The organism is Candidatus Pelagibacter sp. HIMB1483 (assembly GCF_052048135.1).
Classification (GTDB): domain Bacteria; phylum Pseudomonadota; class Alphaproteobacteria; order Pelagibacterales; family Pelagibacteraceae; genus Pelagibacter.
Map to the genome: position 1 here is coordinate 303,582 of NZ_JBNAIM010000002.1, position 24,743 is coordinate 328,324.

Below are 24,743 nucleotides of genomic sequence, written 5' to 3' on the forward strand. Positions count from 1 at the left end.
TCAAATAATTGTAAGAGGATTATGAGTTAATTTTTTTTAACTCTTCTTTAGTTTCCTCTAAATTTTTTTGAAATAAGGTATCTAATTTAGATTTATCTACAGAGGTAGTAATAATCTTTTTTACTGAATCTACTGCAATTTTAACAGAAGCATTTTTTATTTCCTTAATTGCGGTATCTTTCATTTGTGTGATTTTAGCTTGTGTTGAATTTTTTTTTATTTCAGAAGATTTATGAAACTTATCATTTAATTCTATAATTAATCTATCGCTATCTTTTTTTGCTTGGTCTAAAATTTCATCACTTACTGATTGAGCAGTATCAAGTTTTTTTTGAGCATTATCCAATAATATTTTAGCCTCAGTTCTTAATTTTTCACTTTCATCTATTTCGTTTTTAATATCTAAAATAAGCTTATTTAATATTTCATTTATTTTTTGTGGAACTTTTAAATAAATTAGCCCACCAAAAAATATAAAAAAAGAAACCGCTACCCAAAAAGTTGAATCAAGAACCATAGTATTTATTTCCATTTTTTTTTGAAAGATCGTTAACAATTGCTGATATACTGCTATTATTTACTTCTGCTCCAATTAATTTTTTTACAAGATCTGAAGATGTTTCGATTGCAATTTTATTAATTTTTTCAGCAGCTCCTTTTTTTAAAGTTTCTATTTCTTTTTCAGCATTACTAATTTCCTCATCAATTTGTTTATCTAAAATTTCTTTTTTAGAATTTATATTTTTAAGCATTTTCTCTCTAGCATCTTTAAAAATATTTTTTGCTTCTAATTTACTTTTTTGGATTATTTCATCGTATTCTCTAAGTTTTGACTCACTACTTTCTCTTTGTTTTTCTGCCGCCTCAATATTTTCTTGGATTTGAGATTTTCTTAATTCTAGATTTGCACTTATTTTTGGAAGAATTAGTTTGGATAGTACAAAATATAAAATACCAAAAGTTAATGTTAGCCAGAATATTTGTGAAATCCAAAATTCAGGATTTAATTGAGGCATACCTCCACTTTCAGCCGCAAAAACTTCTTTAATAAAAAAGAAATTGAAAAATACTAACTGAAAAAATATTTTTTTAATCATTAATTTAAAATGCAAAAAGAATGATTAACGCAACTACTAAACCAAATAATCCTGTTGCTTCTGCAAGAGCAAATCCTAAAAGCAAATTAGGAAATTGTTTTTGTGCAGCAGATGGATTTCTCATCGCACCTGATAAATAGTTTCCAAAGATTATTCCTATACCAACACCGGCACCAGCTAGAGCTATTGCTGCTAAACCTGCCCCGATCATTTTTGCTGCTTCTAATTCCATTATATCCTCCTATGTTAGTTAATGGTGTAAGTTTAATGCATCGTTTAAATAGATGCATGTTAATATTGCAAAAACATAAGCTTGAAGAAAAGCAACTAAGATCTCCAAACCAGTCAAAGCAACCGAAAAACTCAGTGGAAGCCATCCACCGACTATTCCAAGACTTATTACAAAGCCTCCGAAAACTTTCATCATAGTGTGACCTGCCATCATGTTTGCAAAAAGCCTAACTGAAAGACTTATAGGTCTACTTAAATATGAAATAATTTCAATAACTACTATTAAAGGTAACAGTACAATAGGTACTCCACTTGGTACAAATAATTTTAAGTAGCCAAACCCATGTTTAATAAAACCAATTATTGTTACCCCTATAAATATAAAAGCTGCAAGAACAAAAGTTACAATTATATGACTAGTAACAGTAAAAGTGTAGGGAATCATTCCAAACATATTGCAGAAAAGCACAAACATGAATAATGAAAATATAAAAGCGAAATAAGGTTTAGCTTTTGAACCTGCGGTATCACTAATCATTTTAGACACAAATGAGTAACTTAATTCGGCAAGAAGTTGAATTTTATTTGGTAGAATTGAATTTTTTTTAGATCCAAGATTAAAAATAATTAAAATTGCAAGTGAGCTTACAACCATAAACAAACTTGCATTTGTAAATGAAATATCAAAAGCACCTATTTTTATTTCTGGACCAATTCGATAAACTTCGAACTGTGTCATTGGATTTGCTGCCATAAATTTTTTATCTATTTTTGCATTTTTTTTGCAGATTTAATGACGTTGGTTATTCCAGTAATTACCCCTACAAAAAAAAATATTAAAATTAACCATGGTTTAGTACCAAAGGTCTTGTCTAAAATAAACCCAATAATTGTCCCTACAGCTACTGCCGAAACTAGTTCAGTGCTAAGCTTAAAAGCAGTGCCAATTGGGGATGGATCGTGTTTTCTATTGTCTAAATTTCTTTTATTAGCTTTCTTTTTTGCAATCTCTAAGCGAGTTTTAAATGGATCTTTAGGCATTTTAAAAAGTCTTGATTAAGCGACCATACTTTCTGCTTTTTGTAAATCAACAGCTACAAGCTGGCTGATACCTTTCTCTGGCATAGTTACTCCGTACAATCTATTCATTTTAGACATGGTTAAAGCATGATGGGTAACTATAATAAATTTAGTATTAGTGATTTTTGTAAGTTCTTCGAGTAAATTACAGAATCTAGTAACATTTGCATCATCTAATGGAGCATCCACTTCATCTAACACGCAAATTGGTGATGGGTTGGTTAGGAAAACAGCAAATACTAACGAAAGTGCTGTTAAGGCTTGCTCACCCCCAGATAGCAAAGTTATAGATTGAAGCCTTTTTCCCGGGGGACTTACCAACATTTCTAAACCTGCTTCTAAAGGGTCATCAGAGTCAACCAATTCTAGTTTAGCATTACCCCCATTAAATAATTGAGTATATACTTCATTAAATTTTCTGTTAACTTTTTCAAAAGCTTCTACTAATCTTTCCCTTCCTTTTTGATTTAATTCATTAATACTATCTTTTAATTTAGTTATTGCTGTTACTAAATCTGCTCTATCTTGTTCCATTTTTTTAATTTCTGCTTCATATTTATTAGTTTCTTCATCAGCTTTAAGATTAACTGAACCTAATTTTTCTCTTTCTTGTTTTTTTTTATCTAACAAATCCTCCTGATTAATAGCATCAGGAAATTCCTCTTTACCAAATAAATTTGAATTTTCTAAAATATTTTCTTCAGTTAAATTCAATTCTGAAATTATTCTGTCAACTAAATCATTTTTTCTTTTTTTAAGTCCTTCAATTGTTGCACCCGAACTTGCTTTTCGCTCTCTAATTTGAATTGATTGCTCTTGAATTTCATTGAGTTGACTTCTTAAGCTTTCTATTTTTTCATCAGTTGTATTTATTATTAATTCATTTTCATTTTTTTCTTCTTCAGAAATTCTTAGATTTTCAGAAATTTGCCCTTTTTTTTCTGCTTGTAATTTTGGTTGATTATCTAGTTCATCTAGCTTTGAATTAATTTTATTCTTCCTTTCACTAAGTTCTGTAACCATTTTTTCTGAATTAGATAATAAATTTTTCCAACTTTCTATTTCTTTATCTATTACATTTATTCTTTCATTTCTTTTAACAGATTCTTTTTTTATATTTTGATTTTTGCTATAGCTATCAGCATAATCATCAATAATATTGTAACAATTATCAAGTGCTGATATTGCTTCTTCATTTTTTTTTGATGAAATTAATTCTTTTACTTTGTCTATCTCTAATTTTAATTTATTTTTAGAATTATTAAGATCTTCGTTAGACTGTTTTTCAGTTTGATAATATTTTGAGTCGATTTCTATAAGTTCACTTTTTTCTTCTTTTAATCTTTTTTCATTTGAATTTGCATCAATTACAATTCCTTTTTCTCTACTGATGTCATCATCAAAAGTTTGAAGAGAGTTTTTAATATTTCTAATTTCATCTTGAATTCTGTTATTTTCTTCATCAAGACTTTGAAGTTCTAAGTTAAGTCTTTGTATCTTTGATAAATTTTCGATATTTTTTTCTCTTAAAGGTGTAACTTTTTCAGTTTCAGATTTGATTTGTTTCTCTATTTCTTCAATTTTATTATTATACCCACTTACTTCTCCTTCAGCTTCAGTATTAATCTCATTTTCAATCCTAATTTCTTTATCAATTTCTAATAACTTTAGATAGTATAGTCCTGCCTCTATTTTTTTAATTTCATCTGAAATATTTCTATATTTAGTAGCTTCTTCAGCTTGTTTTTGAAGATTTGCTAATTGTTTCTCTTGTTGTCTTCTGAGCTCATCTGCTCTTTTTAAATTATTTTCAGCTGCACTTAATCTTAGTTCAGCCTCATGCCTTCTAACATGAAGACCAGAAATACCAGCCGCTTCTTCTAATATTGCTCTTCTATCTGTTGGTTTCGCAGTAACAAGCGCTCCAATACGACCTTGGCTAATCATGGAAGGTGAGTGGGCACCAGTCGATAAGTCTGCAAAAAACATTTGTGCATCTCTTGCCCTAACTTCTTTATCATTAATGTAAAATTTAGATCCTTTATCTTTTTCTATTTTTCTTCTAACATTTACCTCATCTAGTTCTCTAAATTGAATTGGACCTTCATTATTGTCATTAGAAACTGTAACTGAAACCTCAGCAATATTTTTTGAGGGCTTGTTGGAAGTTCCTGAAAATATAACATCTTCCATTCCAGAGCCTCTCATACTCTTCGCAGAGGTTTCTCCCATTACCCATCTTAAAGATTCAACTATATTTGATTTTCCACATCCGTTTGGCCCAACTATTCCTGTTAAACCATCCTCAATTAAGAAGTTAGTTTTGTCAGCAAAGGATTTAAATCCATTGAGTTGGATTTTTTTAAACTCCATGGATTAAATTATATCAGTTTTTCTAAAGTTTTTTTTAAATTTTTATAATTAAGGGTTTTTTCGAACTTTTCATTATTAATTATTATCGTAGGAGTAGCATTTACCTTAAAATTTTTAGTTCCTTCGATTCGATCATTTAAAACAAAATCTTCTATTTCTTTGTTGTTAATGCAATTATCATAATCAACATTAAAACCCTTACTTAAAAGAAATATTTTAAGATTTTCATTTACCTCTTCTATAGTGCTTCCTTTTACCCAAGCTTGTTGATTATAGTAAAGGCTTTCTAAAATTTTTAAACTTTGATCTTCTTTACATTGTGAAATTTTAGCTGCATTAAAAGCTGCTATATCTAGAGGAAAGTGTCTAAATTCAATTTTAACCAATCCTGTGTCGATATAATCCCTTTTTAATTGAGGATAAACATCTTTATGAAAATTTGCACAATGGCTACAAGTGAGTGACTCATAAGCTATAATTGTTATTTTTGCATTTTCATTTCCCGAAGTTATTCTTTTGACCTCAGCATTAATATTTGTAATTAACCCAAAAAATAAAATTAAGAATATTAAAATTTTTTTCATTTTTCTTTAAATACCTTTGTAAGTTCAATTAATGACTTTTTAATTTTTTCATTTTTAACATTTTTTATCTTAGACATATATTTATTATTTGTCACATTTGTATTTTGTAAAATTTCTTTTTCTTTAATTTTGTTTTCCTCCTCAAAACTGGTAAATTTTATTCTTTTAACAACTTCCTCCTTAAAAAATTTGTTCATCCTATCCATTATTTCATTTTTTGAATATTCAAGCTCAATCTCATGCCCTCTTTGAACCATAATTAAAAGAGTACTTACACTAAATTTATTTGAACTTTTAAATGATTTTGGATAGCAGATTTTAAAAAGTTTTTCACCAGCAATATATTTCCAATTATTTAGTGTCTCTGAATAAATATGACCTCTTTTGCTAATTACCTTTTTGATATTTTTTGGCAAAGTGTCTTTAAAGGATCTTAATCCTTGAATGCTTCCAAATCTCTGCTTACTATTATTTTTATATTGCATATGAGAGAAAAGATAATAACAAAAAAAATTCTTAAATGGTATGATATTAGTAAAAGATCTTTACCATGGCGAAAAAAAGTATCTTTACAAAAAAAACAATATTTTACATTAGTAAGTGAATTTATGTTGCAACAAACCCAGGTTGCAACAGTTATTCCATTCTTTAATAGATTTATTAAAAACTTACCTTCTTTAACAAAACTTGCAAATGTAGAAGAAAAAAAATTAATTAAATTATGGGAAGGTCTTGGATATTATTCTAGGGCAAGAAATTTAAAAAAAACAGCTAATTTAATTGTAAATAACTTTGGTGGTAAAATTCCAAAAAATTACGATCAATTAAAATCTTTACCTGGAATAGGCAATTATACTGCTAGCGCGATTATGGCCATAGCATTTAATAAACCTTTCGTTCCATTAGATGGAAATATTGAAAGAGTTTTAAAAAGATATCTTTACTTAAAAAAAGATAGTGAAATTAAAAAAGATAATTTATTAAAGAAAAAGTCTGTTCTTGGCATTTCATCTAGATCTAGTGATTATGCGCAAGCGCTAATGGAACTTGGGGCTTTGATATGTAAGCCGATTAATCCAGTATGCGATCAGTGTCCAATTTCAAAAAATTGTAAATCTTATAAAAAGAAAGATTTTACTTTAACTAAGAGCGTTAAGAATAATAAAGAAAAATATTTTATTCTTAAGGTTTATAAAAAAAAACAAAAATATTTACTTGTGAAAAATACTAAATTTAATTTTTTGAAAAATTTGTCAATATTTCCCATGGAAGAATTATTTAATCCAAAAAATTTTAATGAAAATTTAAATTTTAAAATGTCTAATATGAATATGAATATAAAAATTGAATATTCAAAAGATTATAAAAAATTTCCATCATCATATTGGGTGGATAGAAAAAAAATGAATACATTTATGTTACCATCATTTACAAAGAAAGTTGTTCAATATTTAGAAAAAAATTAATGAAAAAAGTTGCTATTATTGGAGCTGGTATTTCGGGGCTGTTCATTGCAAATTTGTTTAAAAAAAATTTAAATTATCAAATTACAGTATATGAAAAAAATAGCTCAACTGATACAGAAGGGGGTTATGGAATTCAATTATCAGTGAATAGTGTGAAGCTTTTAAATCAAATTGGATTTGATAAATTTCAAAATGATAAAAAGTTTAATCCAGATAAAATAAATTTTTACTCAATTAAGAGCTCAAACAAGATATGTGATTTAAATATTTCAGATTTTAATTCAGAAGATTGTAAGTATACAACTTTGAGAAGGTCTGATTTAGTTAATTTCTTAAAAACAGATTTAGGTAGCTTAATTAAAACCAATCACAGTATTTCGAAGATAGATCAAGAAAATCAAAAAATTAAACTTACTTTTCAAAACAACGAAAATTTTGAATGTGATTATTTAATTATTTCAGATGGAGTTTTCTCAAAAAGTAAAAATCTTATTTCAAATAATAAAGCTCAACCAAAATACAATAATACATTGGCTTTAAGAGGCATGATAACCAGTTCTTCTAAAATCGATCGTAAAAATATTTCGTTATTTTTAGGTCCTAATTTTCATTATGTAATTTATCCTGTAAGTCCAACTGGAGACTTTAATTTTATAGCAATAATGAAATATAATCTTTCTATCAATGAACAAAAAAACTACTCATTATTTAGTGATGAAAATTTTGTTAAAGGGATATTGGATAATATCCCATCAGAAATGAAAGAATTTTTAAATGAAGTTAAGGAATTAAAAATATTCCCAGTATTTGTTAGTGATGATTTTTTTAAAACAAAAAATAATAATATTCAATTCATAGGTGATGCTTTTTTTGCTTTTCCACCCTCATTTGCTCAAGGAGCATCTCAATCAATAGAGGGAGCATATGAATTATTTAAGAATATAGAAAATAATACAGAAAAAGATTTTTATAAAAATAGAGTTAATAAAACAAAAAAAATAAATATAAGATCAAAATTTAATCAATTTGCATTCCATTTATCAAATCCTTTAACAAAAAATATAAGAAATATTTTTTTAAAAAGATTAACAAAAAATAAAAAGTTTTTAGAAAGTTATCTTGGTAAAATTTATAGATGATTTTTATTTAGAAGGAATCTTTGCCTTAAATTGTCTATTGGTACGAAAGAGCTTCCCAATTCACAATGCCAATAAGTCCAACCATTGCAGCTTTCAGCACCCAAGATTGTAGCTGCTACTTTGTGAATTGAACCTTCTGTTTGATCATGTTTAATACTGCCATCAGCCATTATTTTTGCGCTAATTTTCTTTTTATTATCAAAAATAGTAGTTCCTGGTTTAATTATTCCTAATTCAACTAATGAACCAAACGGTATTCTTGGTTTAGATCTACCATTCTGCAAAGTATCTAGAAAATCATCTTCTATAGGTTTTGCTTTCTTTAGTCTTAGTTCAGCAGCTTTAAAATAGGTTTTTTCTTTTTCAATTCCGTAATAATTTCTTCCTAATTTTTTAGCAACTGTTGCTGTAGTCCCAGATCCTAAAAAAGGATCTAAAATTAAATCATTTTTATTTGAAGTTGCTAGTAAAATTCTATGAAGTAAAGCTTCTGGTTTTTGTGTTGAATGAATTTTTTTGCCGTTCTTTTTAAGTCTCTCTGAGCCGTTACAAATTGGTATTTCCCAGTTAGATCTCATTTGAAGATCATCATTTAAACACTTTAAGGATTGATAATTAAAAGTGTATTTTGATTTTTCAGATTTAGATGCCCAAATTAAAGTTTCATGAGCATTGGTAAAACGAGTTCCTCTAAAATTCGGCATGGGATTTTTTTTGTTCCAAATAACATCATTTAAAATCCAAAAACCTAAATTTTGAATTGCAGTCCCAACCCTAAAAATATTGTGATAGCTACCGATTACCCAGATAGCTCCATTTTTTTTTAAAATTCTTTTACATTCGCTTAACCAAGAATAAGTAAAGTCATCATACTTTTTAAAATTTTCAAATTGATCCCATTTATCATTTACTGCATTTACTTTTGATCTATCAGGTCTTGTGAGTTCACTTTTTAATTGCAAGTTGTAAGGAGGGTCAGCAAAAATTAAATCAAAAGTTTCATTAGGAATTTTTTTAAGCTCTTTTAAACTATCTCCATTAACTAATTTATTTTTTAAGTCTAAATTCATTTTATAAAAATAAATTAGACTCCAAAAAGATTCTTGGGTCAACCTATGATTGAATTATTTAGATTCGATTTGTGCTGATTTTTTTTTAGATAACAAGATATTGTGTTTCTACGTGAAACCTATATTTTTTTATTAATAGGTGAAAAATTTTTTCGGTGATGTTTGGTAATTCCTAACTTCTTAATTGCTTTTAGGTGTTGTTTCGTTCCGTAACCACAGTTTTTTTCCCAATGATAATCTTTAAATTTTTTTCCTAAATTAGAAATCATTTTATCACGAGTAACTTTAGCAATAATTGAAGCTGCAGAGATGGATGGTATCTTTTGATCACCTTTAATAATTGATTTAAGTTTGTAATTTTCAATTTCAGGTAATTTATTTCCATCAATTAAAATAAGTTTTGGTCTTTTTTTAAGTTTTTTTATTGATCTTTTCATTGCTAATAAACTTGCTTGAAGAATATTCATATTCTCAATTTCTTTAACAGAAGCTTTTCCCACTGCCCAAATCGAGTTTTTTTTAATGTATTTTTCTAAAAATTCTCTTTTATTTTTGGTCAAACTCTTAGAGTCTTTTAGTAATTTTTTATTAATACCTTTATTGAGTATTACAGCGGCAGCATATACAGGTCCAATCAAGCTACCTCTGCCAACTTCGTCTACACCAGCAATTATTTTCATTAAATTTTAATTTTTAATTCTTCTATCTTTTGTCTGATTTTTTTTAAATCTTCCCAGGAATATTTTTTATTTTCAGGAAATCGAATTAAGTAAGATGGACTGAAAGTAATCATTAAAGGAAATGTTTTGTTGTTCAAAATTATCTCTTTCCACTTACCTCTTTCATTAGATATTTTGTTTAAACCAGTAATTGCCTCCATTGCTGTGCTTCCCATTAGAATAACAATTTCTGGATTAATAATTGAAATATGATCTTTAAGAAATATTGAGTAACGTTTGATTTCTTGTAATGTAGGTTTTCTATCTTCCGGAGGTCTAAAATTTACTGAATAAGTTGTGTAAACATTTTCTCTTTTAATGTTTATTGCAAGTAGCATTTTGTTTAGAAGAGAACCAATATCACCTTGGAAAGTAGATCCAGACTCGTCTTCAATTTTTCCAGGAGCCCCACCAATTAACATTATGGGAGAGTTTGAGTCGCCATCACCAATAATCAGATTTTTTGAGTTTTCTTTTAAATTACAATTTTGAATTGAATTAATTTGTTCTTTCAAATTTAGCAGAAGTTCATTTTTTTTTTTATTTTTAGAATTGTTGTTGTTTTGAATAATTTTAAGTCTATTTATTGGCTTATTACTAAAGACAAAGTCGGGCTCGGCAGTTTTTAATAACTCTTGAGCATATTTGGCATTTTGATTTAAAGTCTTTTTAATCATAAACTGTACTAATGTTGTTAAAAAAAATTAAATTTATTTTAATTTTAGTTTTACTTTATCAGACACCATTATTTTCTAAAAGCAATAGTTTAGAAAAAATTGATTCTAAAAATTTATCAAAGTACTTTTCTGGTATTGTAGCATTTGGAAATAAAAAAAATTCAGAGGCTTTAAAATTTTTCGACTCATCTAAAGTTTTAATTAATAAGCACGATCCTTTTTTAAAAAGATATGTTTCTTCTTTAGTACTGGAAAACAAAGTATCACAAGCAATTAACATAGTAAGACAAAATAAAGATGAGAATAATACTCAATTTTTTGATGCTTACTTATTAATATTTTTAGATAGTCTAAAAAAAAATGATTTGGAATTAGCGTTTCAATACATTTTAGATGCGTTTAATTATTCAGAGCAAGACAGATTTAACTTAGCAATTTTAGAAAGCTTAAAACAGTATGTTTATTTATTTAAAGAGAAAGAGTTCTTGGACAATAAACAGAATTTTGGAAAATTATCAATTATTTCAGAGACATTCCAAAGATGTTATCTTAAAGATCCAAAGACAGAAAATTACTTTCTTAATTTAATTAATGATCCAGAATCTGATTTTACGAGATATATTTATTTTTATCTTAGTTTCTTAATAGAAAATAATGAATTAGCAAAAGCTAAGAAAATTACTGATGATTTGGAATATATCAATTCAACTTTATTATTATCTCAGGGAAAAAGTTGGATTGAAAATAAAAATTTCGACAATTTTGCAAAAGTTTTTTCATGCAAAAATCACAATGACTTAATTGCAGAGTTTTTATTTTTGATTTCAAACTTATATTCTTCTCAAGATAATTTTGAGATGTCTAATTTTTATTTAAATTTGTCAAATTTTCTAAATCCAAAATTTAAATTTAATTTGTCTTTAGTGGCAGAAAATCATTATTTAAATCAAGATTATGATAAAGCAAAAAAAGTTTTAAAAAAATTTACAGAAGAGGAGGACTTTTATTACTGGTATAGATTAAAGAAAGAGGCTCAAATTATTGAAAAACAAAGAAATATTCAAGAGTCTTTAAATTATATCACTTCAAATTTTAAAAAAATAGATAATCCAAATAAAAAGATATTATTTGATATCGCCAATTTTTATAAAAAATCAAAAAATTATGAAGAAGCAATAAATTATTACACTAAAATTATTAACGACTTAGATGATAGCGCAGAAATAAAATCTGATATTTTATATCGTAGAGGTGGAAGTTATGAGAGAATTAAGAATTATGAAGCATCAGATAAAGATTTACAAAATGCTCTAAAGATTACTCCCGACGATGCTTATATACTAAATTATCTTGCTTATTCTTGGCTTGAAAGAGATTATAAAATTGATGAAGCAATTGATATGTTGAAAATAGCTTATAGGGCTAAAAACGATGACCCATACATTATTGATTCATTAGGTTGGGCATACTATTTAATTGATGATTATTTGCAGGCTGAAAAATTACTTAAAAGAGCGGTAGAGTTAATGCCAGATGATCCAATAGTTAACGATCATTACGGTGATATTTTATGGAAGCTTGATCGAAAAATTCAAGCACGCTATTTTTGGAAGAATGTACTTGATATGAATGACACCGAGGAGGAAATGATTGAAAAGATTAATATAAAAATCATTCAAGGCTTGAATTCTTAAATGTCATATTCAAAAATTAAATCTTATGCAAAGTTAAATTTAGCACTGAACATTGTTGGAAAAACAAATTCTTTGCATAGGATTGAGAGCATTATATCATTTATCAATCTATATGATTTAATAAAGATTAAAAAAATTAAATCAAAAAAACATGTAATAAGATTTTATGGAAAGTTTTCTAAAAATATAAAAAAGAAAAATACAATTTCTAAATTATTAGAAATATTAGAGAAGAAAAAAATATTAAAAAATCAAAAATTTCAAATTATAGTTAATAAATATATACCAAATAAAGCAGGCCTTGGTGGAGGTTCAATGAATGCGGCAAGTATTTTAAAATTTTTAATGAAAAAAAAGTTTATTAAAATAAAAAAAAAAGAGATAGAAAATATTTCTAACTTGGTTGGATCAGATGTGATTTTGGGAATAAATCAAAAAAATGCAATTTTAAACTCAAAAAATAAAGTTGTGTATTTTAACAATATCAAAAAATTTTACCCTCTAGTTGTAAAGCCTAATTTTGGTTGCTCCACTAAAGATATATATGCTGGAGTAAAGAAATTTCACAAAGTTATACTTAATCAAGCAAATAAAAAAATGTTTAGTTTTGATTTTTTAAAAACGATGAAAAATGATTTAGAAGATGTGGCTTTATTTAAATATCCAAAATTAAAAATTATCAAATCATATCTCGAGAATTCATCAGATCCAGCTTTTGTGCGAATGACAGGGTCAGGATCAGCTTTAGTTGCATATTTTCAAACAAAAAAAAGATGTGAACTTGCGAAAAAAAGGTTTAATAGAAATTATAAAAATTACTGGTGTATAGCATCAAAAACTATATAAACTTTTTTTTTTATGTTATACGAACTTATTATTGGGGCGTAGCCAAGCGGTAAGGCACGGGTTTTTGGTACCTGCATCCTAGGTTCGAATCCTAGCGCCCCAGCCAAATATGAAAAGTTTTTTAGATACAATTTTTTTTAGATCAAATAATCTAGATTATTTAAGTCAAAATATAAAAGATTTAACAAAAAACACACCAGCAAATAAAATTTTTTACGCAATAAATTCTCACTCATCAGAAAGTGAAGTAAGATATGTGGGAGGTTGCATCAGAAAGATAATTAAAAAAGAAAAAGTCGATGATATTGATTTAGCAACAAATTTAAATCCTCATGAGGTCTGTGAAGCTCTTAATAAAAATAATATTAATTACTTTGAGACTGGAATTGAACATGGAACGGTTACTGCATTGATTGATGGATATAAATTCGAAATCACTTCGTTAAGAAAAGATATCTCAACAGACGGAAGACATGCAAAAGTACAATATTCCAAAGATTGGAAAGAAGATGCTTCTAGAAGAGATTTTACAATGAATTCAATTTATTCTGATTTAGAGGGTAATTTGTTTGATCCATTTGATGGTAAAAAAGATTTAGAAAACGGGTTAGTAAGTTTTATAGGTAATTCTGATATAAGAATTAAAGAAGATTATTTGAGAATATTAAGATACTTAAGATTTTTCACCAATTATTCAAAATATCCTCATAACCCTGAATTAATTAGAAAAATTAAAATTAACATTGGTGGAATATCAAAATTATCAAAAGAAAGACTTTTAGATGAATTAAAAAAGATTACTCAGGTAGAAACCTTAGAGAGATTAGCTAAAAACAGTATTAGTTTAGAGATTATTCAATCAATATTTCCTGAATTAAAAAATATAAATATTTTCTCAAAATTGAATTCTGAGAAAAAATCAATACTTAAAAATCTTGATTTTATTTTTTTACTATCTTTGATGATTATTGATGAGGGAGATAATACTGAATATTTTTTATATAAATTCAATATTTCAAAAAAAGATCATAAAAGATTAAAGATTATTGATAATTTTTATAAAGAAAAAATTCATTCTCAAACATTTTCAGAAAATAATATGAACAGAATTTTTTATTTTGATGGAAAGCAAGCAGTAATTGATATTTTGAACTTTCAAATTATAAAATCAAAAAAGTCTGAAAAAAGCCTTATAGAATTAATTAATCATTACTCGAATAAATTAGTTCCAAAAATGCCAGTGGGTGCAGACTTCTTAATGGAGAAATTCAATATTCCAGAGGGAAAACAATTGGGAGCAAAACTTAAAATTATAGAAGAAGAGTGGGTTAAGAATAATTTTGAGATTTCTGATAAACAAATTAATAATATTATTGATAATTAAATATATTTAACATCTTTAATTTCAAAGTTTTTTATTCCGGCAGGAGTATTGATTTCCACTAAATCACTTTTATTTTTCCCAATCAATCCTTTACCAATGGGAGACTGAAAATAAATTAATTTTTGTTTGAGATCAGCTTCATCTTTTCCTACAATTTTATAATTAATTTTTTCTCCAGTATCTAAATTTTCTAGAAAAACAGTTGAACCAAATATTACTTTTCCATCATTATTTAATTTTGTAACATCAATAATATTTGCTCTAGAAATAATATCGTTTATCTCATTAATTCGTCCTTCATTGTGTGACTGTTCTTCTTTTGCTGCATGATATTCAGCATTTTCTTTTAAATCCCCATGAGATCTTGCCTCAGCTATAGCAGCTACAATCTCGGGTCTTTTTTTTTCTTTTAGAAATATTAGTTCATCTTTAAGTTTATTTAGTCCATTTAAAGTTATTGGTTCTTTTTCCATACTATTTCCATTTTGCCAAAGGTGGTAATGACATTAATATTCCTTTAACATTTCCACCAGTTTGTAATCCAAATTTTGTTCCTCTATCATACAATAAATTAAACTCTACATATCTTCCTCTTTTGATATATTGTATTTCCTTATCTTTTCTAGTCCATTTATTTTTTATTTTTTTTCTAATGATTTTCTGAAAAATATTTTCAAATGTAGTTCCAACATCTCTAATAAATTTAAAATCTTTTTCAAAATTATCTTTTTTATAATCAAAAAAAATACCACCAATTCCTCTAGTCTCTTTTCTGTGAGGTAAATAAAAATATTCATCACACCATTTTTTATACTTTAAATAATAATTTTTATTATGACGATTACACATATTTCTTAAAATTTTATGAAATTCTTTTTTTTCATTATTGTCTTTTTTTGAAGGTGTTACATCTATGCCACCACCAAACCAGTTTTGTGTAGTGCAAATATATCTCGTGTTAAAGTGCATTGCTGGAATCAAGGGATTTTTCATATGCATTACTACAGAAATACCAGATGCCCAAAAGTTAGGATTTTTTTTTGCGCCCAAAATATTTTTCTGGAATTGTTTAGGAAATTTCCCATGAACCTTAGAAAAATTAACTCCAACTTTATCAAATACTTTACCATTTTCTAAAATTTTAAATTCACCACCACCTTCATCTTTTTTATGATTTCTTTTCCAAATTGTTGATTTAAATTCAACTTTATTTTTTTCAATCTCACTTATTTTTTGACAAATAGAATCCTGTAACATCTTAAACCAATTACTTGTTAAATCTTTTTTAATCTCTAGTTCCATATCAAATTAACTTAGTTTGTTTTAAACTTTCTGCCAATATTATAGCAACAGATGAGGCAATATTAAGCGAACGCATTTTATTTTTCATTGGTATTTTTAGTCTATCTTTAACAATCTTATGAACTTTATCAGGAACACCCGCACTTTCCCTGCCAAATAAAATTGTATCATTTTTATCAAATTTGAATTCAGTATAAGACAAAGATGCTTTTGTAGTCATTAATATAACTCTTTGATTCTTTTTAGAATCAAAAAATTCGTCTGAGCTTTGATAGAATTTGATTTCCTTTTCATCCATATAGTCCATGACTACACGTTTAAATCTTTTATCACTTAGCAGAAAACCGCAGGGCTCTATAATCTCCAATTTTGCGCCTAAACATGAGCAGGTTCTGATTATTGCTGCAGTATTTTGGGGTATATCTGGTTCAAATAAAGCAATTTTTGGACCATGTTTAGTTGAATTATGTGTCATTCTTTCAGTAGTAAATATAATATTTTATATTATATGAATTCATATATTTAAGTAGAAATTATCTATATTGAGTATATTTAAATAAAACTAACAATGTCAGAAAAAAAAACCAATAGAAGAGATTTTTTATTTACAGCTACTTATGCTGTAGGAGCAGTGGGAGTTGGCGCAACGATATGGCCTATGATTGATCAAATGAATCCTGATGCTTCAGTAAAAGCTTTAGCTAGCACAGAAGTGGATGTAAGCTCAGTAATCCCTGGTAAAACGATAACCGTTTTGTGGAGAGGAAAACCAGTTTTTATTCGAAGAAGAACAGAAGAAGAAATAACTGAAGCAAGAGCCGTTAAGTTAGAAGATTTAAAAGATCCTGAAAAGGATGAAGATAGAGCTAAAGATCCTGAGTGGCTAGTCATGCTTGGAGTTTGTACTCACTTAGGTTGTGTTCCTTTAGACCAAAAAGGAGACTACAATGGTTGGTTCTGTCCTTGTCATGGATCTCACTATGATACCTCGGGAAGAATTAGAAAAGGTCCGGCCCCAACAAATATGGAAATCCCTAAATATGAGTTTGTTAATTCAAATACAATTAAGATTGGTTAAGTTAATATTATGAGTGATCACGAATATACCCCTAAATCTAAAGTTGGAAAATGGTTCAATGATAGATTACCATTATTAACACTCGCAAATCATTTAACAGATTATCCAACTCCTAAAAATCTAAATTATTGGTGGACATTTGGAGGTATATTAACTTTTTGTCTAATAACTCAAATTGTTACAGGCTTAACTTTGGCTATGCACTACATAGCCCATGCAGATATGGCTTTTGAGAGTGTTGAGCATATTATGCGAGATGTTAACTATGGTTGGTTGATTAGATATATTCATGCCAATGGAGCTTCAATGTTTTTTTTGGCCGTTTACATTCATATATTTAGATCTTTATTTTATGGTTCTTATAAAGCACCAAGAGAAATTATTTGGATTATTGGGATAATTATTTATCTGCTAATGATGGCAGCAGCATTTATGGGTTATGTACTTCCGTGGGGACAAATGAGTTTTTGGGGAGCTACAGTAATTACAAATTTATTTAGTGCGATACCTTTAGTTGGTGAGGGGATAGTAACTTGGCTATGGGGAGGATATTCAGTTGATAACCCAACGCTAACAAGATTTTTTACTCTTCATTATTTAATTCCTTTTTTAATTTTAGGATTGGTAGTTCTTCACATTTGGGCGTTACATGTTCCTGGAAATAACAATCCAGTTGGAATTGATATAAAAAAGCCTTCAAAAGACACTGTTCCTTTTCATCCATACATAGTCATTAAAGATGGATTTGCCTTGTTAATGTTTATGATAGTTTTTGCTTTTTTTGTTTTTTATACACCAAACATTTTAGGTCACGCAGACAATTATATTGAAGCTGACCCGTTAGTCACCCCAGCACACATTGTTCCAGAATGGTATTTGTTGCCATTCTATGCAATTTTAAGATCAGTTCCTGACAAACTTTTAGGAGTAGTTGCTATGCTATCAGCTATTTTGATTTTAGCAGCTTTACCATGGTTAGATACTTCAAAAATTAGATCTGCTGTTTTTAGGCCTTTGTATAAACAGTTTTATTGGATTTTAGTAGCTGATGTTTTAATTTTGGGTTACGTTGGGGCAATGCCTGCGGAGGGTTTATACTTATTAGTTGCCAGAGTTGCTACTGCTTATTACTTTTTGCATTTTTTAGTTATACTACCTATTTTGGGTTTAAAAGAGAAAACTCTTCCTGTTCCATTGAGTATTACAGACCCAGTTCTTGGAGGATCTCCAAATCTTGCTACTGCAAAAAATAGTAATAAAGAAAGTTTAGATAATTAAGTGAAAAATTCTTTAAGAATACTCAGTATACTAATTACATTATTTGGATATCCATTTAGTTCCAATGCTGCTGAAAAAGTTGAATATTTGAAAACTGAATGGAGTTTTAAAGGTCTTTTTGGAAAATTTGATCGAAGTGCACTTCAAAGAGGTTATCAAGTTTATACCGAAGTATGTTCATCTTGCCACTCTATGAAATATCTAAGTTATAGAAACCTGGCGGAGGAGGGAGGTCCAGAATTTTCTACGGAACAAGCTAAAGCAATTGCTGCATCATTTGAAGTAACTGATGGACCTAATTCGGATGGAGAAATGTTTAGTAGACCTGGAAGACTATCGGATAAATTTGTAATGCCTTATGAAAACGTAAAGGCAGCCCAAGCGGCAAATGGTGGAGCATACCCTCCTGACATGTCAGTTTTAGCCAAAGCTAGAGGAGGTGGTGTAGATTATATTTACTCTTTACTACAAGGCTATGAAGATCCTCCAATAGGATTAACTTTAGATGAGGGGGTCTATTACAATAAATATATGTATGGAAATAAAATAAAAATGGCAAATCCATTATCTGATGGGTTGGTTGAATATGGTGATGGCACTGTTGCCTCAGTAGAGCAAATGTCGAAAGATGTAACAACTTTTTTAATGTGGGCGGCTGAACCTCATTTAGAGGCAAGACATCAAATGGGATTTAAGGCGATTGTATATTTGATTATACTTACTGTGCTAGTCTATTTCAGCATGAAAAGGATTTGGTCACGTATTGAAACGAAAGTTTAAAATATCACCATCTCTCACAATATAATCTTTACCCTCAAGTCTCATTTTACCGTTAGTTTTTGAATTAACCCATCCATCATTAGCAATAAAATCTTCATATGCAATTGTTTCTGCTCTGATAAAACCTTTTTCAAAATCAGTATGTATTTCACCTGCTGCTTTTGGTGCAGTACAGTTTTTTTGGATTGTCCATGCTCTTGTTTCTTCTGGTCCAGAGGTAAAGAAAGTATCTAGCTCTAGAATTTGATAACCTTTTTTAATTAATATATCTAATCCAGTTGCTTTTAAGCCAATCATTTCCATGTAATTTTTTTTTTCGTTGTTATCTAGTGCATTTATTTGATTCTCTATATCGGCTGAAATAACTAAAGTATTTTTAATATCATATTTATCTATGAATTTTCTCGTATATTCATTTCCATTCTGGACACTTTGTTCATCAACATTACAAACAAATATCTTTGGTTTTAAAGATAATAACCCACTTTGATTAATTTGTTTTTTTTCAAATTGGGTTCTCAAATTTAAAATATCTTTATTATTATTGATAGAGTCTAAAGCAATTTCAAGGATCTTGATTTGATCTTCATCAATATTTTTTTTATTGTTTTTTTCAAGTCTTTTTTGGATCGATTCAAGATCAGCAAGCATCATCTCTGTTTCTATAATCTCAAGATCTCTTATAGGATCCACAGTCGGATTTACATTTTGTATATCGTCTGAATCGAAACATCTAATCATATGTATAATTGCATCTACTTCTCTAATATGAGACAAAAATTTATTTCCTAATCCTTCACCTTTAGATGCACCTTTAACCAACCCTGCAATATCAACAAATGAAATGGTAGTATTAATAATTTTTTTTGATTTTGAAATTTTGGCTAAATTTTGTAATCTTTCATCTGGTACAGGCACAACTCCAACATTTGGATCAATTGTGCAAAATGGAAAGTTTGCTGCTTGAGCTTTGTTTGAATTAGTTAAAGCATTAAATAGAGTTGACTTACCCACATTTGGTAATCCGACTATTCCACATTTGAAGCTCATTACTTATTATTTACAGTGCTTGAGAATAAATCTAATTTTTTTTCTACAAGTATCGAAATTGACTCGGTAATATTTTTTGAAATTTTCTCAATACCAATTATTTCGTCTTCATCAAAATTTTGTAATACATAGTCAGCCACATTTATATTTCCTTTAGGTTTACCAATACCAATTCGTACTCTTGAATAATCTTTTCCTATAAATTTATCGATTGACGATATTCCATTATGGCCTGCACTTGATCCACCAAATTTTGCTTTTATTTTTCCAAATTCAACATCCAGATCATCATGAAAAACAATTACATCCTCAGCATCAATCTTAAAATATTCAATTAATTCTCTAATACAAACTCCTGAGTTGTTCATAAAAGTAAGAGGCTTAATTGCATAAATCTTTTTGCCATCAATATTTCCAGTTGTAAGCAAACCTTTAAATTTTGGCTTCTGTTTCGTAAGTCCAAACTCTTTATTGATTGTGTCTATAATTTTAAATCCAACATTATGTCTATTTTTTTCACTATCTGGTGTTGGATTACCTAATCCTACGAATAAAAGCATAAAAATATTAAAATTTATATTTCAAAATTGTTGGATTATTTTTTTTCTTCAGCGGGTTTTTTGTCTTCACCTTCTTTTTTATCACCCTCTGCTGCTGGTTTTTCACCATCTGTGCCCGCTGCTGCCTCTGCTCCCTCTGAACCTTCTTCACCCTCAGTCGCTTCTGCTTCGGCAGGCTTCTCAGGTTCTTTCATAACAGTTGGCGCTGCTAAAGTTGCTATTACAAAATCTCTTCCTTGAATAGTTGGTGAAACCTCTGGATCAAGTTTTACTGAGGAGATTTTGAAACTTTCACCAATATCTATACCATCTAAATCTAAAGTTAAACTTTCAGGAATTTTTTCACTTGGACATTTTAATTCAACTTTCCTTCTTACTATGTTTAAAACACCACCTCTTTTTAACCCTGGAGACTTTTCATGATTAATAAAATTAACTGGTACTTCAATTTTTATTTTTACACCAGGCAAAACTCTTAAGAAATCTACGTGAGTAGGTTCATCACTTAGAATATGATATTTAACTTCCCTAGGTAAAACGTTTTGAGATTTACCATTAATGTTTAAAGTAATTATGCTTGATAAAAAGTTTTCTTTTTCAATTAATACTTTTAATATTTTTTTTGGAATAGAGATTTTTTGATTTTCTTCTTTTCCTCCATAGATGATAGCTGGAACAGCACCATTCTCTCTTATAGAATTTAATTGTCCTTTAGTTTTGTTGTCTCTGATGTTTGCGTCTACTGAATTCATAAAAAACAAAGTTTTTTAACCCATGTTGACAAATAATCAAGGTAATTATTTAAATAAATCTGAGACAGATGTTGAGTTAGAAATTCTTTTTATCGCCTCTCCCATTAGGCCAGAAATAGGTAAAACTTCTATATTTTTAACATTTTTAGTTTTTTCACCATTATCAATGGTATCTGTAATAACTAAATTTTTTATTACAGAGTTTTTAATTTTTTTTACTGCTTCCCCAGATAATACTCCATGAGTAATATAAACATAAACTTCTTTTGCACCTCTTTCTTTCAAAGCTTTAGCTGCATTAACTATTGTTCCACCTGAGTCAATAATATCATCAACAATTATACAGGTCTGGTCTTTTACATCCCCAATTACATTCATTACTTTAGATTGTCCTGGCTTTGGTCGTCTTTTATCAACAATCGCTAAACCAACACCTAAAAGTTTTCCAAGTGCTCTTGCTCTTTCGGTTCCACCAACATCTGGTGCAACACAAATCATATTTTTACTTTTTATTTTCTTTTTTACATGTCTTGCAAAAATTGGTGTTGCGAATAAATTATCTACAGGAATGTCAAAGAAACCCTGAATCTGCCCAGCATGCAAGTCAACGGTTACAACCCGATCAGCACCTGCCTTAGTAATTAAATTTGAAACTAATTTAGCAGATATTGATGTTCTAGGAACAACTTTTCTATCTTGTCTTGCATATCCAAAATATGGAATAACAGCTGTTATATTTTTTGCCGATGATCTTTTGAGAGCATCAATACACAACAACAACTCCATTAAATGATCATTGGCTGGTGACGATATTGATTGAATTATAAAAATACTATTACCTCTGATATTTTCATTTATTTCAACATATATTTCTCCGTCAGCAAATTTTCTGATACTTGAATTAACAAGTTTTGTTTTTAAATATTTAGAAATATTTTTACTAAGAACTTTGTTACTATTTCCAGTTAATAATTTCATTGAAAAATTTAATTAATCATAATTATTGAAATATTTCTACCATAATCATCATGTTTTAAACTTAAAGATCGTCTAGCACTAAAAAAATTATTTTTTTTATTAAAAGTATCAGTATTTATCATATCAATCTTATTAATTTTAAGAAATTTTAGTTGAGATTTTATGTATTTTTGTAGGTCAAAAAAAATAAGATCATTTTTAAATTTAAAGAAAATTTTGTTTTTTTTATGACTTTTGATGAATTTATTCATAAACTTTGTTTTAACTTCATAATTTTTTTGAGCTATTGATGGACCAATAGCAGCTATAATATTTTTTCTTTGACAACCTTTTTTAAGCATGAAATTTATAACTTTTTTTATAATTCCCTTAAAAGCACCTTTCCAGCCTGCGTGAACTGCTGCAATCATTTTTCTTTTTTTATCATAGAACAATAATGGGGTACAATCGGCAGTTAAAACGGCAATGGGAAGATTTTTTTGATCAGTTATTATTGCATCTGCCTTTACAGTTTTTTTACCTAAATTATAATTTTTATCTATAAACACAAATTTATTGCTATGTATTTGATGAACTAAAAAAATATTTTTTCCTTTTTTAGATAATTTTTTTTTTACAATTTTTAAATTTTTTTTAACATTTTTTTTATTATCGAAAGAGCCTATTCCACAATTAAGGCTTTTATAAATACCTTTTGATTTGCCACCAATTTTATTAAAAAAACCATGACTAATATCTTTTTGTTTTGATAATTTTTTTGAAGTGATCAGTTCAAAATCCTAATTTAAAATTATTTTTATGGTTTCTAATTAACATTACTTTGAATAAGTTACCCATTTGTTTATCATCAATTAATCTTTTTAATCTATAATATAAATCTGCTTTTTTTAAAAAATTATAATTTCTAGATATTATTTCTGCTCTTTCATTTATTCCCATCTTAATCAAAAACTTTTTCTGAGTGGTTAAATTATATCTTAATCCCCCCATATGTTTAATGATCTTCTGAAATAATTTAAAATTTATATTATGCGTAATATCAGCATTGCCAATCTTTTCTAAGATATCTGAATATTTGTGTTTAGAAATTGCTTGAAGGGTATTTTTCATTTTATTTTCAATATATCCATAATCAATTATCAGTATACCACCCGAGTTTCTTTTAATAATTTTAGAAATTTCTTTTAAATAACTTATACCAGGCTCAGAATATTCAATAAATTTTTGATTTTTTGAAATATTAAACCTTATTTTTTTTTCGTAATTCTTCATATTAATTTTTTTTTCAAAAAAGTGTGCTTTATTATTATTTTTTAGATGTACAAATTTTTCAAACCATAAACCTTTTTTTTTAGTGAATTGTTTTATTTCAAGAGAGTCGAAAAATTCATTTGCTAAAAAAATTGTAGGTTTTTTTTTTATGTTTTTTACATTTTTGATCCAAGATATTTTATTTTTATATAATTTTTTTTTTTGAATCTTTATTAAGGATGGACTTTTTTCAATAATTTTAAATTTACAAGCTTTAAAAAATTTTGGAAAATTTTTAAAACTTTCTAAAAGCACACTCATCATTTCACCATTTCCTGCTCCCAATTCTATCAACTCAAATTCTTTTGGAGATCCTAAACTTTTCCAAAAACTTAAAACCCAAATAGCAATCATTTCAGAAAATAGTCTTGAGATATTTGGGGCGGTTATAAAATCTCCATCTTTACCAAATGGATTTTTTTTCATGTAGTATCCAGATTTTTTGTCGTAAAGAGAATAATTTATAAATCTATCTAATGGGAAATTCTTTTTTTTTATTTTCATATTTTGTGATTACTAAATAAAATCCAAATAATAAGAAAAATAAACTTATTATTTGTCCCATTGTTAAATGAAATAATAAATAACCCAATTGTTCATCTGGAACTCTATAAAATTCTATTGTGAACCTAAAGATTGAATAAAAAATTAGAAATATGCCTGAAATAAATCCTGGATTTTTAGCAAAATGTTTTTTTCTAAAATATATTAAAATTAAAAATAAAATAATGCCCTCGAATAAAGCCTCATATAATTGCGAAGGATGTCTATATAAATTGTCTATCTGAATAAATTTTACCGCCCACACCACATTTGTTTCTGTTCCGTAAAGTTCAGAATTTATAAAATTTGCTATTCTTCCAAAAAAAATACCTATAGGTGCAACAAAAGCCACTACATCCAGGTAATTAAATAAATTTTGATTATTTTTTTTTGCAAATAAAATTGTTCCAATAATAATTCCAATCACACCTCCATGAAATGACATACCGCCTTCCCAAATTTTAAAAATATCTAGTGGATTATTAAAATAAAAACTTAAATTATAAAATAATACATATCCCAATCTTCCTCCAATTATTATTCCTAAAATTAGGTATGTTATGTAATCATCAAATTTCTCATTAACTTTGGGATTTGAGATGAAAATCTTTTTACTTAAAATCCAACCTAACAAAATTCCAATAATATAAGCAAGAGAATACCATCTTATTTCAATTGAAAGAATTTCAATTGCTACTGGGTCAAAATTATTAATGAACATTTTTAATTATAACTATAGATTATAGTTATA

29 protein-coding genes and 1 tRNA gene are annotated in these 24,743 nt (G+C 27.6%); 9 read left to right on the top strand and 21 right to left on the bottom strand.

Annotated elements, in window-relative coordinates; genetic code table 11:
• Window positions 1-19 precede the first annotated feature (19 nt).
• From ACTTAV_RS02270 to ACTTAV_RS02305, 8 genes are read right to left on the bottom strand one after another with little or no spacing between them, the layout of a single operon-like run.
• Entirely contained in the window at window positions 20-532 is a 513-nt protein-coding gene (locus tag ACTTAV_RS02270) for a F0F1 ATP synthase subunit B family protein (protein WP_440669920.1), read from the bottom strand.
• Window positions 507-1,097, bottom strand: a complete 591-nt coding sequence (locus ACTTAV_RS02275; protein WP_440669921.1) for a F0F1 ATP synthase subunit B family protein — start codon at window positions 1,095-1,097, stop codon at window positions 507-509. Before ACTTAV_RS02275 ends, ACTTAV_RS02270 begins: the two co-directional genes overlap by 26 nt.
• Window positions 1,098-1,101: 4 nt before the next feature.
• Window positions 1,102-1,329, bottom strand: coding sequence for a F0F1 ATP synthase subunit C (locus tag ACTTAV_RS02280; protein WP_006997791.1), 228 nt, complete (start codon window positions 1,327-1,329; stop codon window positions 1,102-1,104).
• 18 nt (window positions 1,330-1,347) lie between these two features.
• Window positions 1,348-2,082, bottom strand: a complete 735-nt coding sequence (locus tag ACTTAV_RS02285; protein ID WP_440669922.1) for a F0F1 ATP synthase subunit A — start codon at window positions 2,080-2,082, stop codon at window positions 1,348-1,350.
• 11 nt (window positions 2,083-2,093) lie between these two features.
• Window positions 2,094-2,369: an AtpZ/AtpI family protein gene (locus ACTTAV_RS02290; protein ID WP_440669923.1), complete on the bottom strand. Its 276-nt coding sequence runs from the start codon at window positions 2,367-2,369 to the stop codon at window positions 2,094-2,096.
• Window positions 2,370-2,384: 15 nt separating this feature from the next.
• Window positions 2,385-4,781 carry a chromosome segregation SMC family protein gene (locus tag ACTTAV_RS02295; RefSeq protein ID WP_440669924.1) on the bottom strand — a complete coding sequence of 799 codons (2,397 nt, stop codon included), beginning with the start codon at window positions 4,779-4,781 and terminating at the stop codon, window positions 2,385-2,387.
• 8 nt (window positions 4,782-4,789) lie between these two features.
• Window positions 4,790-5,365 carry a thioredoxin domain-containing protein gene (locus ACTTAV_RS02300; RefSeq protein ID WP_440669926.1) on the bottom strand — a complete coding sequence of 192 codons (576 nt, stop codon included), beginning with the start codon at window positions 5,363-5,365 and terminating at the stop codon, window positions 4,790-4,792.
• Complete coding sequence (locus tag ACTTAV_RS02305; RefSeq protein WP_440669927.1) at window positions 5,362-5,850, bottom strand: DUF721 domain-containing protein; 489 nt, start codon at window positions 5,848-5,850, stop codon at window positions 5,362-5,364. Before ACTTAV_RS02305 ends, ACTTAV_RS02300 begins: the two co-directional genes overlap by 4 nt.
• Here ACTTAV_RS02305 and ACTTAV_RS02310 point away from each other — a divergent pair, their 5' ends adjacent.
• A complete protein-coding gene (locus ACTTAV_RS02310) occupies window positions 5,851-6,831 on the top strand; it encodes an A/G-specific adenine glycosylase (protein ID WP_440669928.1) in 981 nt (326 codons plus the stop codon). It begins immediately after the preceding gene.
• Window positions 6,831-7,970 carry an FAD-dependent monooxygenase gene (locus ACTTAV_RS02315; RefSeq protein WP_440669929.1) on the top strand — a complete coding sequence of 380 codons (1,140 nt, stop codon included), beginning with the start codon at window positions 6,831-6,833 and terminating at the stop codon, window positions 7,968-7,970. Before ACTTAV_RS02310 ends, ACTTAV_RS02315 begins: the two co-directional genes overlap by 1 nt.
• Here ACTTAV_RS02315 and ACTTAV_RS02320 read toward each other — a convergent pair.
• The 3 genes from ACTTAV_RS02320 to ACTTAV_RS02330 all read right to left on the bottom strand — a co-directional run bounded on the left by ACTTAV_RS02320 (window position 7,961) and on the right by ACTTAV_RS02330 (window position 10,436).
• Window positions 7,961-9,040, bottom strand: a complete 1,080-nt coding sequence (locus ACTTAV_RS02320) for a site-specific DNA-methyltransferase (RefSeq protein ID WP_440669930.1) — start codon at window positions 9,038-9,040, stop codon at window positions 7,961-7,963. The two genes, ACTTAV_RS02315 and ACTTAV_RS02320, sit on opposite strands and share 10 nt — an antisense overlap.
• 119 nt (window positions 9,041-9,159) lie before the next feature.
• Window positions 9,160-9,720: a ribonuclease HII gene (locus ACTTAV_RS02325; protein WP_440669932.1), complete on the bottom strand. Its 561-nt coding sequence runs from the start codon at window positions 9,718-9,720 to the stop codon at window positions 9,160-9,162.
• Window positions 9,720-10,436: a uracil-DNA glycosylase gene (locus tag ACTTAV_RS02330; protein WP_440669933.1), complete on the bottom strand. Its 717-nt coding sequence runs from the start codon at window positions 10,434-10,436 to the stop codon at window positions 9,720-9,722. The genes ACTTAV_RS02325 and ACTTAV_RS02330 overlap by 1 nt, the downstream gene beginning before the upstream one ends.
• Before the next feature lie 11 nt (window positions 10,437-10,447).
• On the opposite strand from ACTTAV_RS02330, the gene ACTTAV_RS02335 reads away from it, so the two are divergent.
• The 4 genes from ACTTAV_RS02335 (at window position 10,448) to ACTTAV_RS02350 (ending at window position 14,360) form a co-directional block, all read left to right on the top strand.
• Window positions 10,448-12,130 carry a tetratricopeptide repeat protein gene (locus tag ACTTAV_RS02335; protein ID WP_440669934.1) on the top strand — a complete coding sequence of 561 codons (1,683 nt, stop codon included), beginning with the start codon at window positions 10,448-10,450 and terminating at the stop codon, window positions 12,128-12,130.
• Window positions 12,131-12,976 carry a GHMP family kinase ATP-binding protein gene (locus ACTTAV_RS02340; protein WP_440669935.1) on the top strand — a complete coding sequence of 282 codons (846 nt, stop codon included), beginning with the start codon at window positions 12,131-12,133 and terminating at the stop codon, window positions 12,974-12,976. It abuts the gene before it with no gap.
• A gap of 32 nt (window positions 12,977-13,008) precedes the next feature.
• Window positions 13,009-13,082 (top strand) — tRNA-Gln (locus ACTTAV_RS02345).
• Between the two features lie 3 nt (window positions 13,083-13,085).
• Window positions 13,086-14,360 (top strand): CCA tRNA nucleotidyltransferase, encoded by a 1,275-nt coding sequence (locus ACTTAV_RS02350; RefSeq protein ID WP_440669937.1) that lies wholly within the window; start codon window positions 13,086-13,088, stop codon window positions 14,358-14,360.
• Here the strand turns inward: ACTTAV_RS02350 and greA are convergent.
• Genes greA through ACTTAV_RS02365 form a run of 3 tightly spaced genes read right to left on the bottom strand, consistent with a single transcriptional unit; the run spans window position 14,357 to window position 16,137 of the window.
• Window positions 14,357-14,833 (bottom strand): transcription elongation factor GreA, encoded by a 477-nt coding sequence (gene greA / locus ACTTAV_RS02355; RefSeq protein WP_440669938.1) that lies wholly within the window; start codon window positions 14,831-14,833, stop codon window positions 14,357-14,359. The genes ACTTAV_RS02350 and greA overlap by 4 nt on opposite strands.
• A 1-nt stretch (window position 14,834) precedes the next feature.
• Window positions 14,835-15,662, bottom strand: coding sequence for an oxygen-dependent coproporphyrinogen oxidase (hemF, locus tag ACTTAV_RS02360; RefSeq protein ID WP_440669939.1), 828 nt, complete (start codon window positions 15,660-15,662; stop codon window positions 14,835-14,837).
• A gap of 1 nt (window position 15,663) precedes the next feature.
• Window positions 15,664-16,137: a tRNA (cytidine(34)-2'-O)-methyltransferase gene (locus ACTTAV_RS02365; protein WP_440669940.1), complete on the bottom strand. Its 474-nt coding sequence runs from the start codon at window positions 16,135-16,137 to the stop codon at window positions 15,664-15,666.
• A gap of 93 nt (window positions 16,138-16,230) precedes the next feature.
• On the opposite strand from ACTTAV_RS02365, the gene petA reads away from it, so the two are divergent.
• From petA to ACTTAV_RS02380, 3 genes are read left to right on the top strand one after another with little or no spacing between them, the layout of a single operon-like run.
• Complete coding sequence (petA, locus tag ACTTAV_RS02370; protein ID WP_440669942.1) at window positions 16,231-16,740, top strand: ubiquinol-cytochrome c reductase iron-sulfur subunit; 510 nt, start codon at window positions 16,231-16,233, stop codon at window positions 16,738-16,740.
• A 9-nt stretch (window positions 16,741-16,749) separates the two neighbouring features.
• Window positions 16,750-18,018: a cytochrome b gene (locus ACTTAV_RS02375; RefSeq protein ID WP_440669943.1), complete on the top strand. Its 1,269-nt coding sequence runs from the start codon at window positions 16,750-16,752 to the stop codon at window positions 18,016-18,018.
• A gap of 27 nt (window positions 18,019-18,045) precedes the next feature.
• Window positions 18,046-18,798, top strand: coding sequence for a cytochrome c1 (locus tag ACTTAV_RS02380; protein ID WP_440671024.1), 753 nt, complete (start codon window positions 18,046-18,048; stop codon window positions 18,796-18,798).
• On the opposite strand, the gene ychF is transcribed toward ACTTAV_RS02380, so the two are convergent.
• The 7 genes from ychF to lgt are packed head-to-tail and all read right to left on the bottom strand — an operon-like array spanning window position 18,775 to window position 24,713.
• Window positions 18,775-19,848, bottom strand: a complete 1,074-nt coding sequence (ychF, locus tag ACTTAV_RS02385) for a redox-regulated ATPase YchF (RefSeq protein WP_440669945.1) — start codon at window positions 19,846-19,848, stop codon at window positions 18,775-18,777. The genes ACTTAV_RS02380 and ychF overlap by 24 nt on opposite strands.
• The gene (gene pth / locus ACTTAV_RS02390; RefSeq protein WP_440669946.1) at window positions 19,848-20,408 is read right to left on the bottom strand and encodes an aminoacyl-tRNA hydrolase; all 561 of its coding nucleotides are present in this window, start codon (window positions 20,406-20,408) and stop codon (window positions 19,848-19,850) included. Before pth ends, ychF begins: the two co-directional genes overlap by 1 nt.
• Before the next feature lie 35 nt (window positions 20,409-20,443).
• Complete coding sequence (locus ACTTAV_RS02395; protein ID WP_440669947.1) at window positions 20,444-21,160, bottom strand: 50S ribosomal protein L25/general stress protein Ctc; 717 nt, start codon at window positions 21,158-21,160, stop codon at window positions 20,444-20,446.
• 45 nt (window positions 21,161-21,205) lie between these two features.
• Complete coding sequence (locus tag ACTTAV_RS02400) at window positions 21,206-22,138, bottom strand: ribose-phosphate pyrophosphokinase (RefSeq protein WP_440669948.1); 933 nt, start codon at window positions 22,136-22,138, stop codon at window positions 21,206-21,208.
• A gap of 8 nt (window positions 22,139-22,146) precedes the next feature.
• Window positions 22,147-22,908: a peptidoglycan editing factor PgeF gene (pgeF, locus tag ACTTAV_RS02405; protein ID WP_440671026.1), complete on the bottom strand. Its 762-nt coding sequence runs from the start codon at window positions 22,906-22,908 to the stop codon at window positions 22,147-22,149.
• Window position 22,909: 1 nt separating this feature from the next.
• Window positions 22,910-23,953, bottom strand: coding sequence for an SAM-dependent methyltransferase (locus tag ACTTAV_RS02410; RefSeq protein ID WP_440669949.1), 1,044 nt, complete (start codon window positions 23,951-23,953; stop codon window positions 22,910-22,912).
• On the bottom strand, window positions 23,919-24,713 hold the full coding sequence (lgt, locus tag ACTTAV_RS02415) for a prolipoprotein diacylglyceryl transferase (RefSeq protein WP_440669951.1): 795 nt from the start codon (window positions 24,711-24,713) through the stop codon (window positions 23,919-23,921). Before lgt ends, ACTTAV_RS02410 begins: the two co-directional genes overlap by 35 nt.
• Window positions 24,714-24,743: the final 30 nt, after the last annotated feature.

Bases quoted from the DNA above. Each gene is read 5' to 3' on its own strand.
- ACTTAV_RS02300 (WP_440669926.1), bottom strand. From the start codon at position 5,365: ATGAAAAAAATTTTAATATTCTTAATTTTATTTTTTGGGTTAATTACA.
- ACTTAV_RS02305 (WP_440669927.1), bottom strand. From the start codon at position 5,850: ATGCAATATAAAAATAATAGTAAGCAGAGATTTGGAAGCATTCAAGGA.
- ACTTAV_RS02285 (WP_440669922.1), bottom strand. From the start codon at position 2,082: ATGGCAGCAAATCCAATGACACAGTTCGAAGTTTATCGAATTGGTCCA.
- ACTTAV_RS02395 (WP_440669947.1), bottom strand. From the start codon at position 21,160: ATGAATTCAGTAGACGCAAACATCAGAGACAACAAAACTAAAGGACAA.
- ACTTAV_RS02410 (WP_440669949.1), bottom strand. From the start codon at position 23,953: ATGAAAATAAAAAAAAAGAATTTCCCATTAGATAGATTTATAAATTAT.
- ACTTAV_RS02325 (WP_440669932.1), bottom strand. From the start codon at position 9,720: ATGAAAATAATTGCTGGTGTAGACGAAGTTGGCAGAGGTAGCTTGATT.
- ACTTAV_RS02330 (WP_440669933.1), bottom strand. From the start codon at position 10,436: ATGATTAAAAAGACTTTAAATCAAAATGCCAAATATGCTCAAGAGTTA.
- ACTTAV_RS02280 (WP_006997791.1), bottom strand. From the start codon at position 1,329: ATGGAATTAGAAGCAGCAAAAATGATCGGGGCAGGTTTAGCAGCAATA.
- lgt (WP_440669951.1), bottom strand. From the start codon at position 24,713: ATGTTCATTAATAATTTTGACCCAGTAGCAATTGAAATTCTTTCAATT.
- ACTTAV_RS02320 (WP_440669930.1), bottom strand. From the start codon at position 9,040: ATGAATTTAGACTTAAAAAATAAATTAGTTAATGGAGATAGTTTAAAA.
- hemF (WP_440669939.1), bottom strand. From the start codon at position 15,662: ATGGAACTAGAGATTAAAAAAGATTTAACAAGTAATTGGTTTAAGATG.
- ychF (WP_440669945.1), bottom strand. From the start codon at position 19,848: ATGAGCTTCAAATGTGGAATAGTCGGATTACCAAATGTGGGTAAGTCA.
- ACTTAV_RS02315 (WP_440669929.1), top strand. From the start codon at position 6,831: ATGAAAAAAGTTGCTATTATTGGAGCTGGTATTTCGGGGCTGTTCATT.
- ACTTAV_RS02400 (WP_440669948.1), bottom strand. From the start codon at position 22,138: ATGAAATTATTAACTGGAAATAGTAACAAAGTTCTTAGTAAAAATATT.
- ACTTAV_RS02340 (WP_440669935.1), top strand. From the start codon at position 12,131: ATGTCATATTCAAAAATTAAATCTTATGCAAAGTTAAATTTAGCACTG.
- ACTTAV_RS02350 (WP_440669937.1), top strand. From the start codon at position 13,086: ATGAAAAGTTTTTTAGATACAATTTTTTTTAGATCAAATAATCTAGAT.
- greA (WP_440669938.1), bottom strand. From the start codon at position 14,833: ATGGAAAAAGAACCAATAACTTTAAATGGACTAAATAAACTTAAAGAT.
- ACTTAV_RS02335 (WP_440669934.1), top strand. From the start codon at position 10,448: ATGTTGTTAAAAAAAATTAAATTTATTTTAATTTTAGTTTTACTTTAT.
- pth (WP_440669946.1), bottom strand. From the start codon at position 20,408: ATGCTTTTATTCGTAGGATTAGGTAATCCAACACCAGATAGTGAAAAA.
- ACTTAV_RS02290 (WP_440669923.1), bottom strand. From the start codon at position 2,369: ATGCCTAAAGATCCATTTAAAACTCGCTTAGAGATTGCAAAAAAGAAA.
- petA (WP_440669942.1), top strand. From the start codon at position 16,231: ATGTCAGAAAAAAAAACCAATAGAAGAGATTTTTTATTTACAGCTACT.
- ACTTAV_RS02375 (WP_440669943.1), top strand. From the start codon at position 16,750: ATGAGTGATCACGAATATACCCCTAAATCTAAAGTTGGAAAATGGTTC.
- ACTTAV_RS02270 (WP_440669920.1), bottom strand. From the start codon at position 532: ATGGAAATAAATACTATGGTTCTTGATTCAACTTTTTGGGTAGCGGTT.
- ACTTAV_RS02295 (WP_440669924.1), bottom strand. From the start codon at position 4,781: ATGGAGTTTAAAAAAATCCAACTCAATGGATTTAAATCCTTTGCTGAC.
- ACTTAV_RS02275 (WP_440669921.1), bottom strand. From the start codon at position 1,097: ATGATTAAAAAAATATTTTTTCAGTTAGTATTTTTCAATTTCTTTTTT.
- ACTTAV_RS02365 (WP_440669940.1), bottom strand. From the start codon at position 16,137: ATGACACATAATTCAACTAAACATGGTCCAAAAATTGCTTTATTTGAA.
- ACTTAV_RS02310 (WP_440669928.1), top strand. From the start codon at position 5,851: ATGAGAGAAAAGATAATAACAAAAAAAATTCTTAAATGGTATGATATT.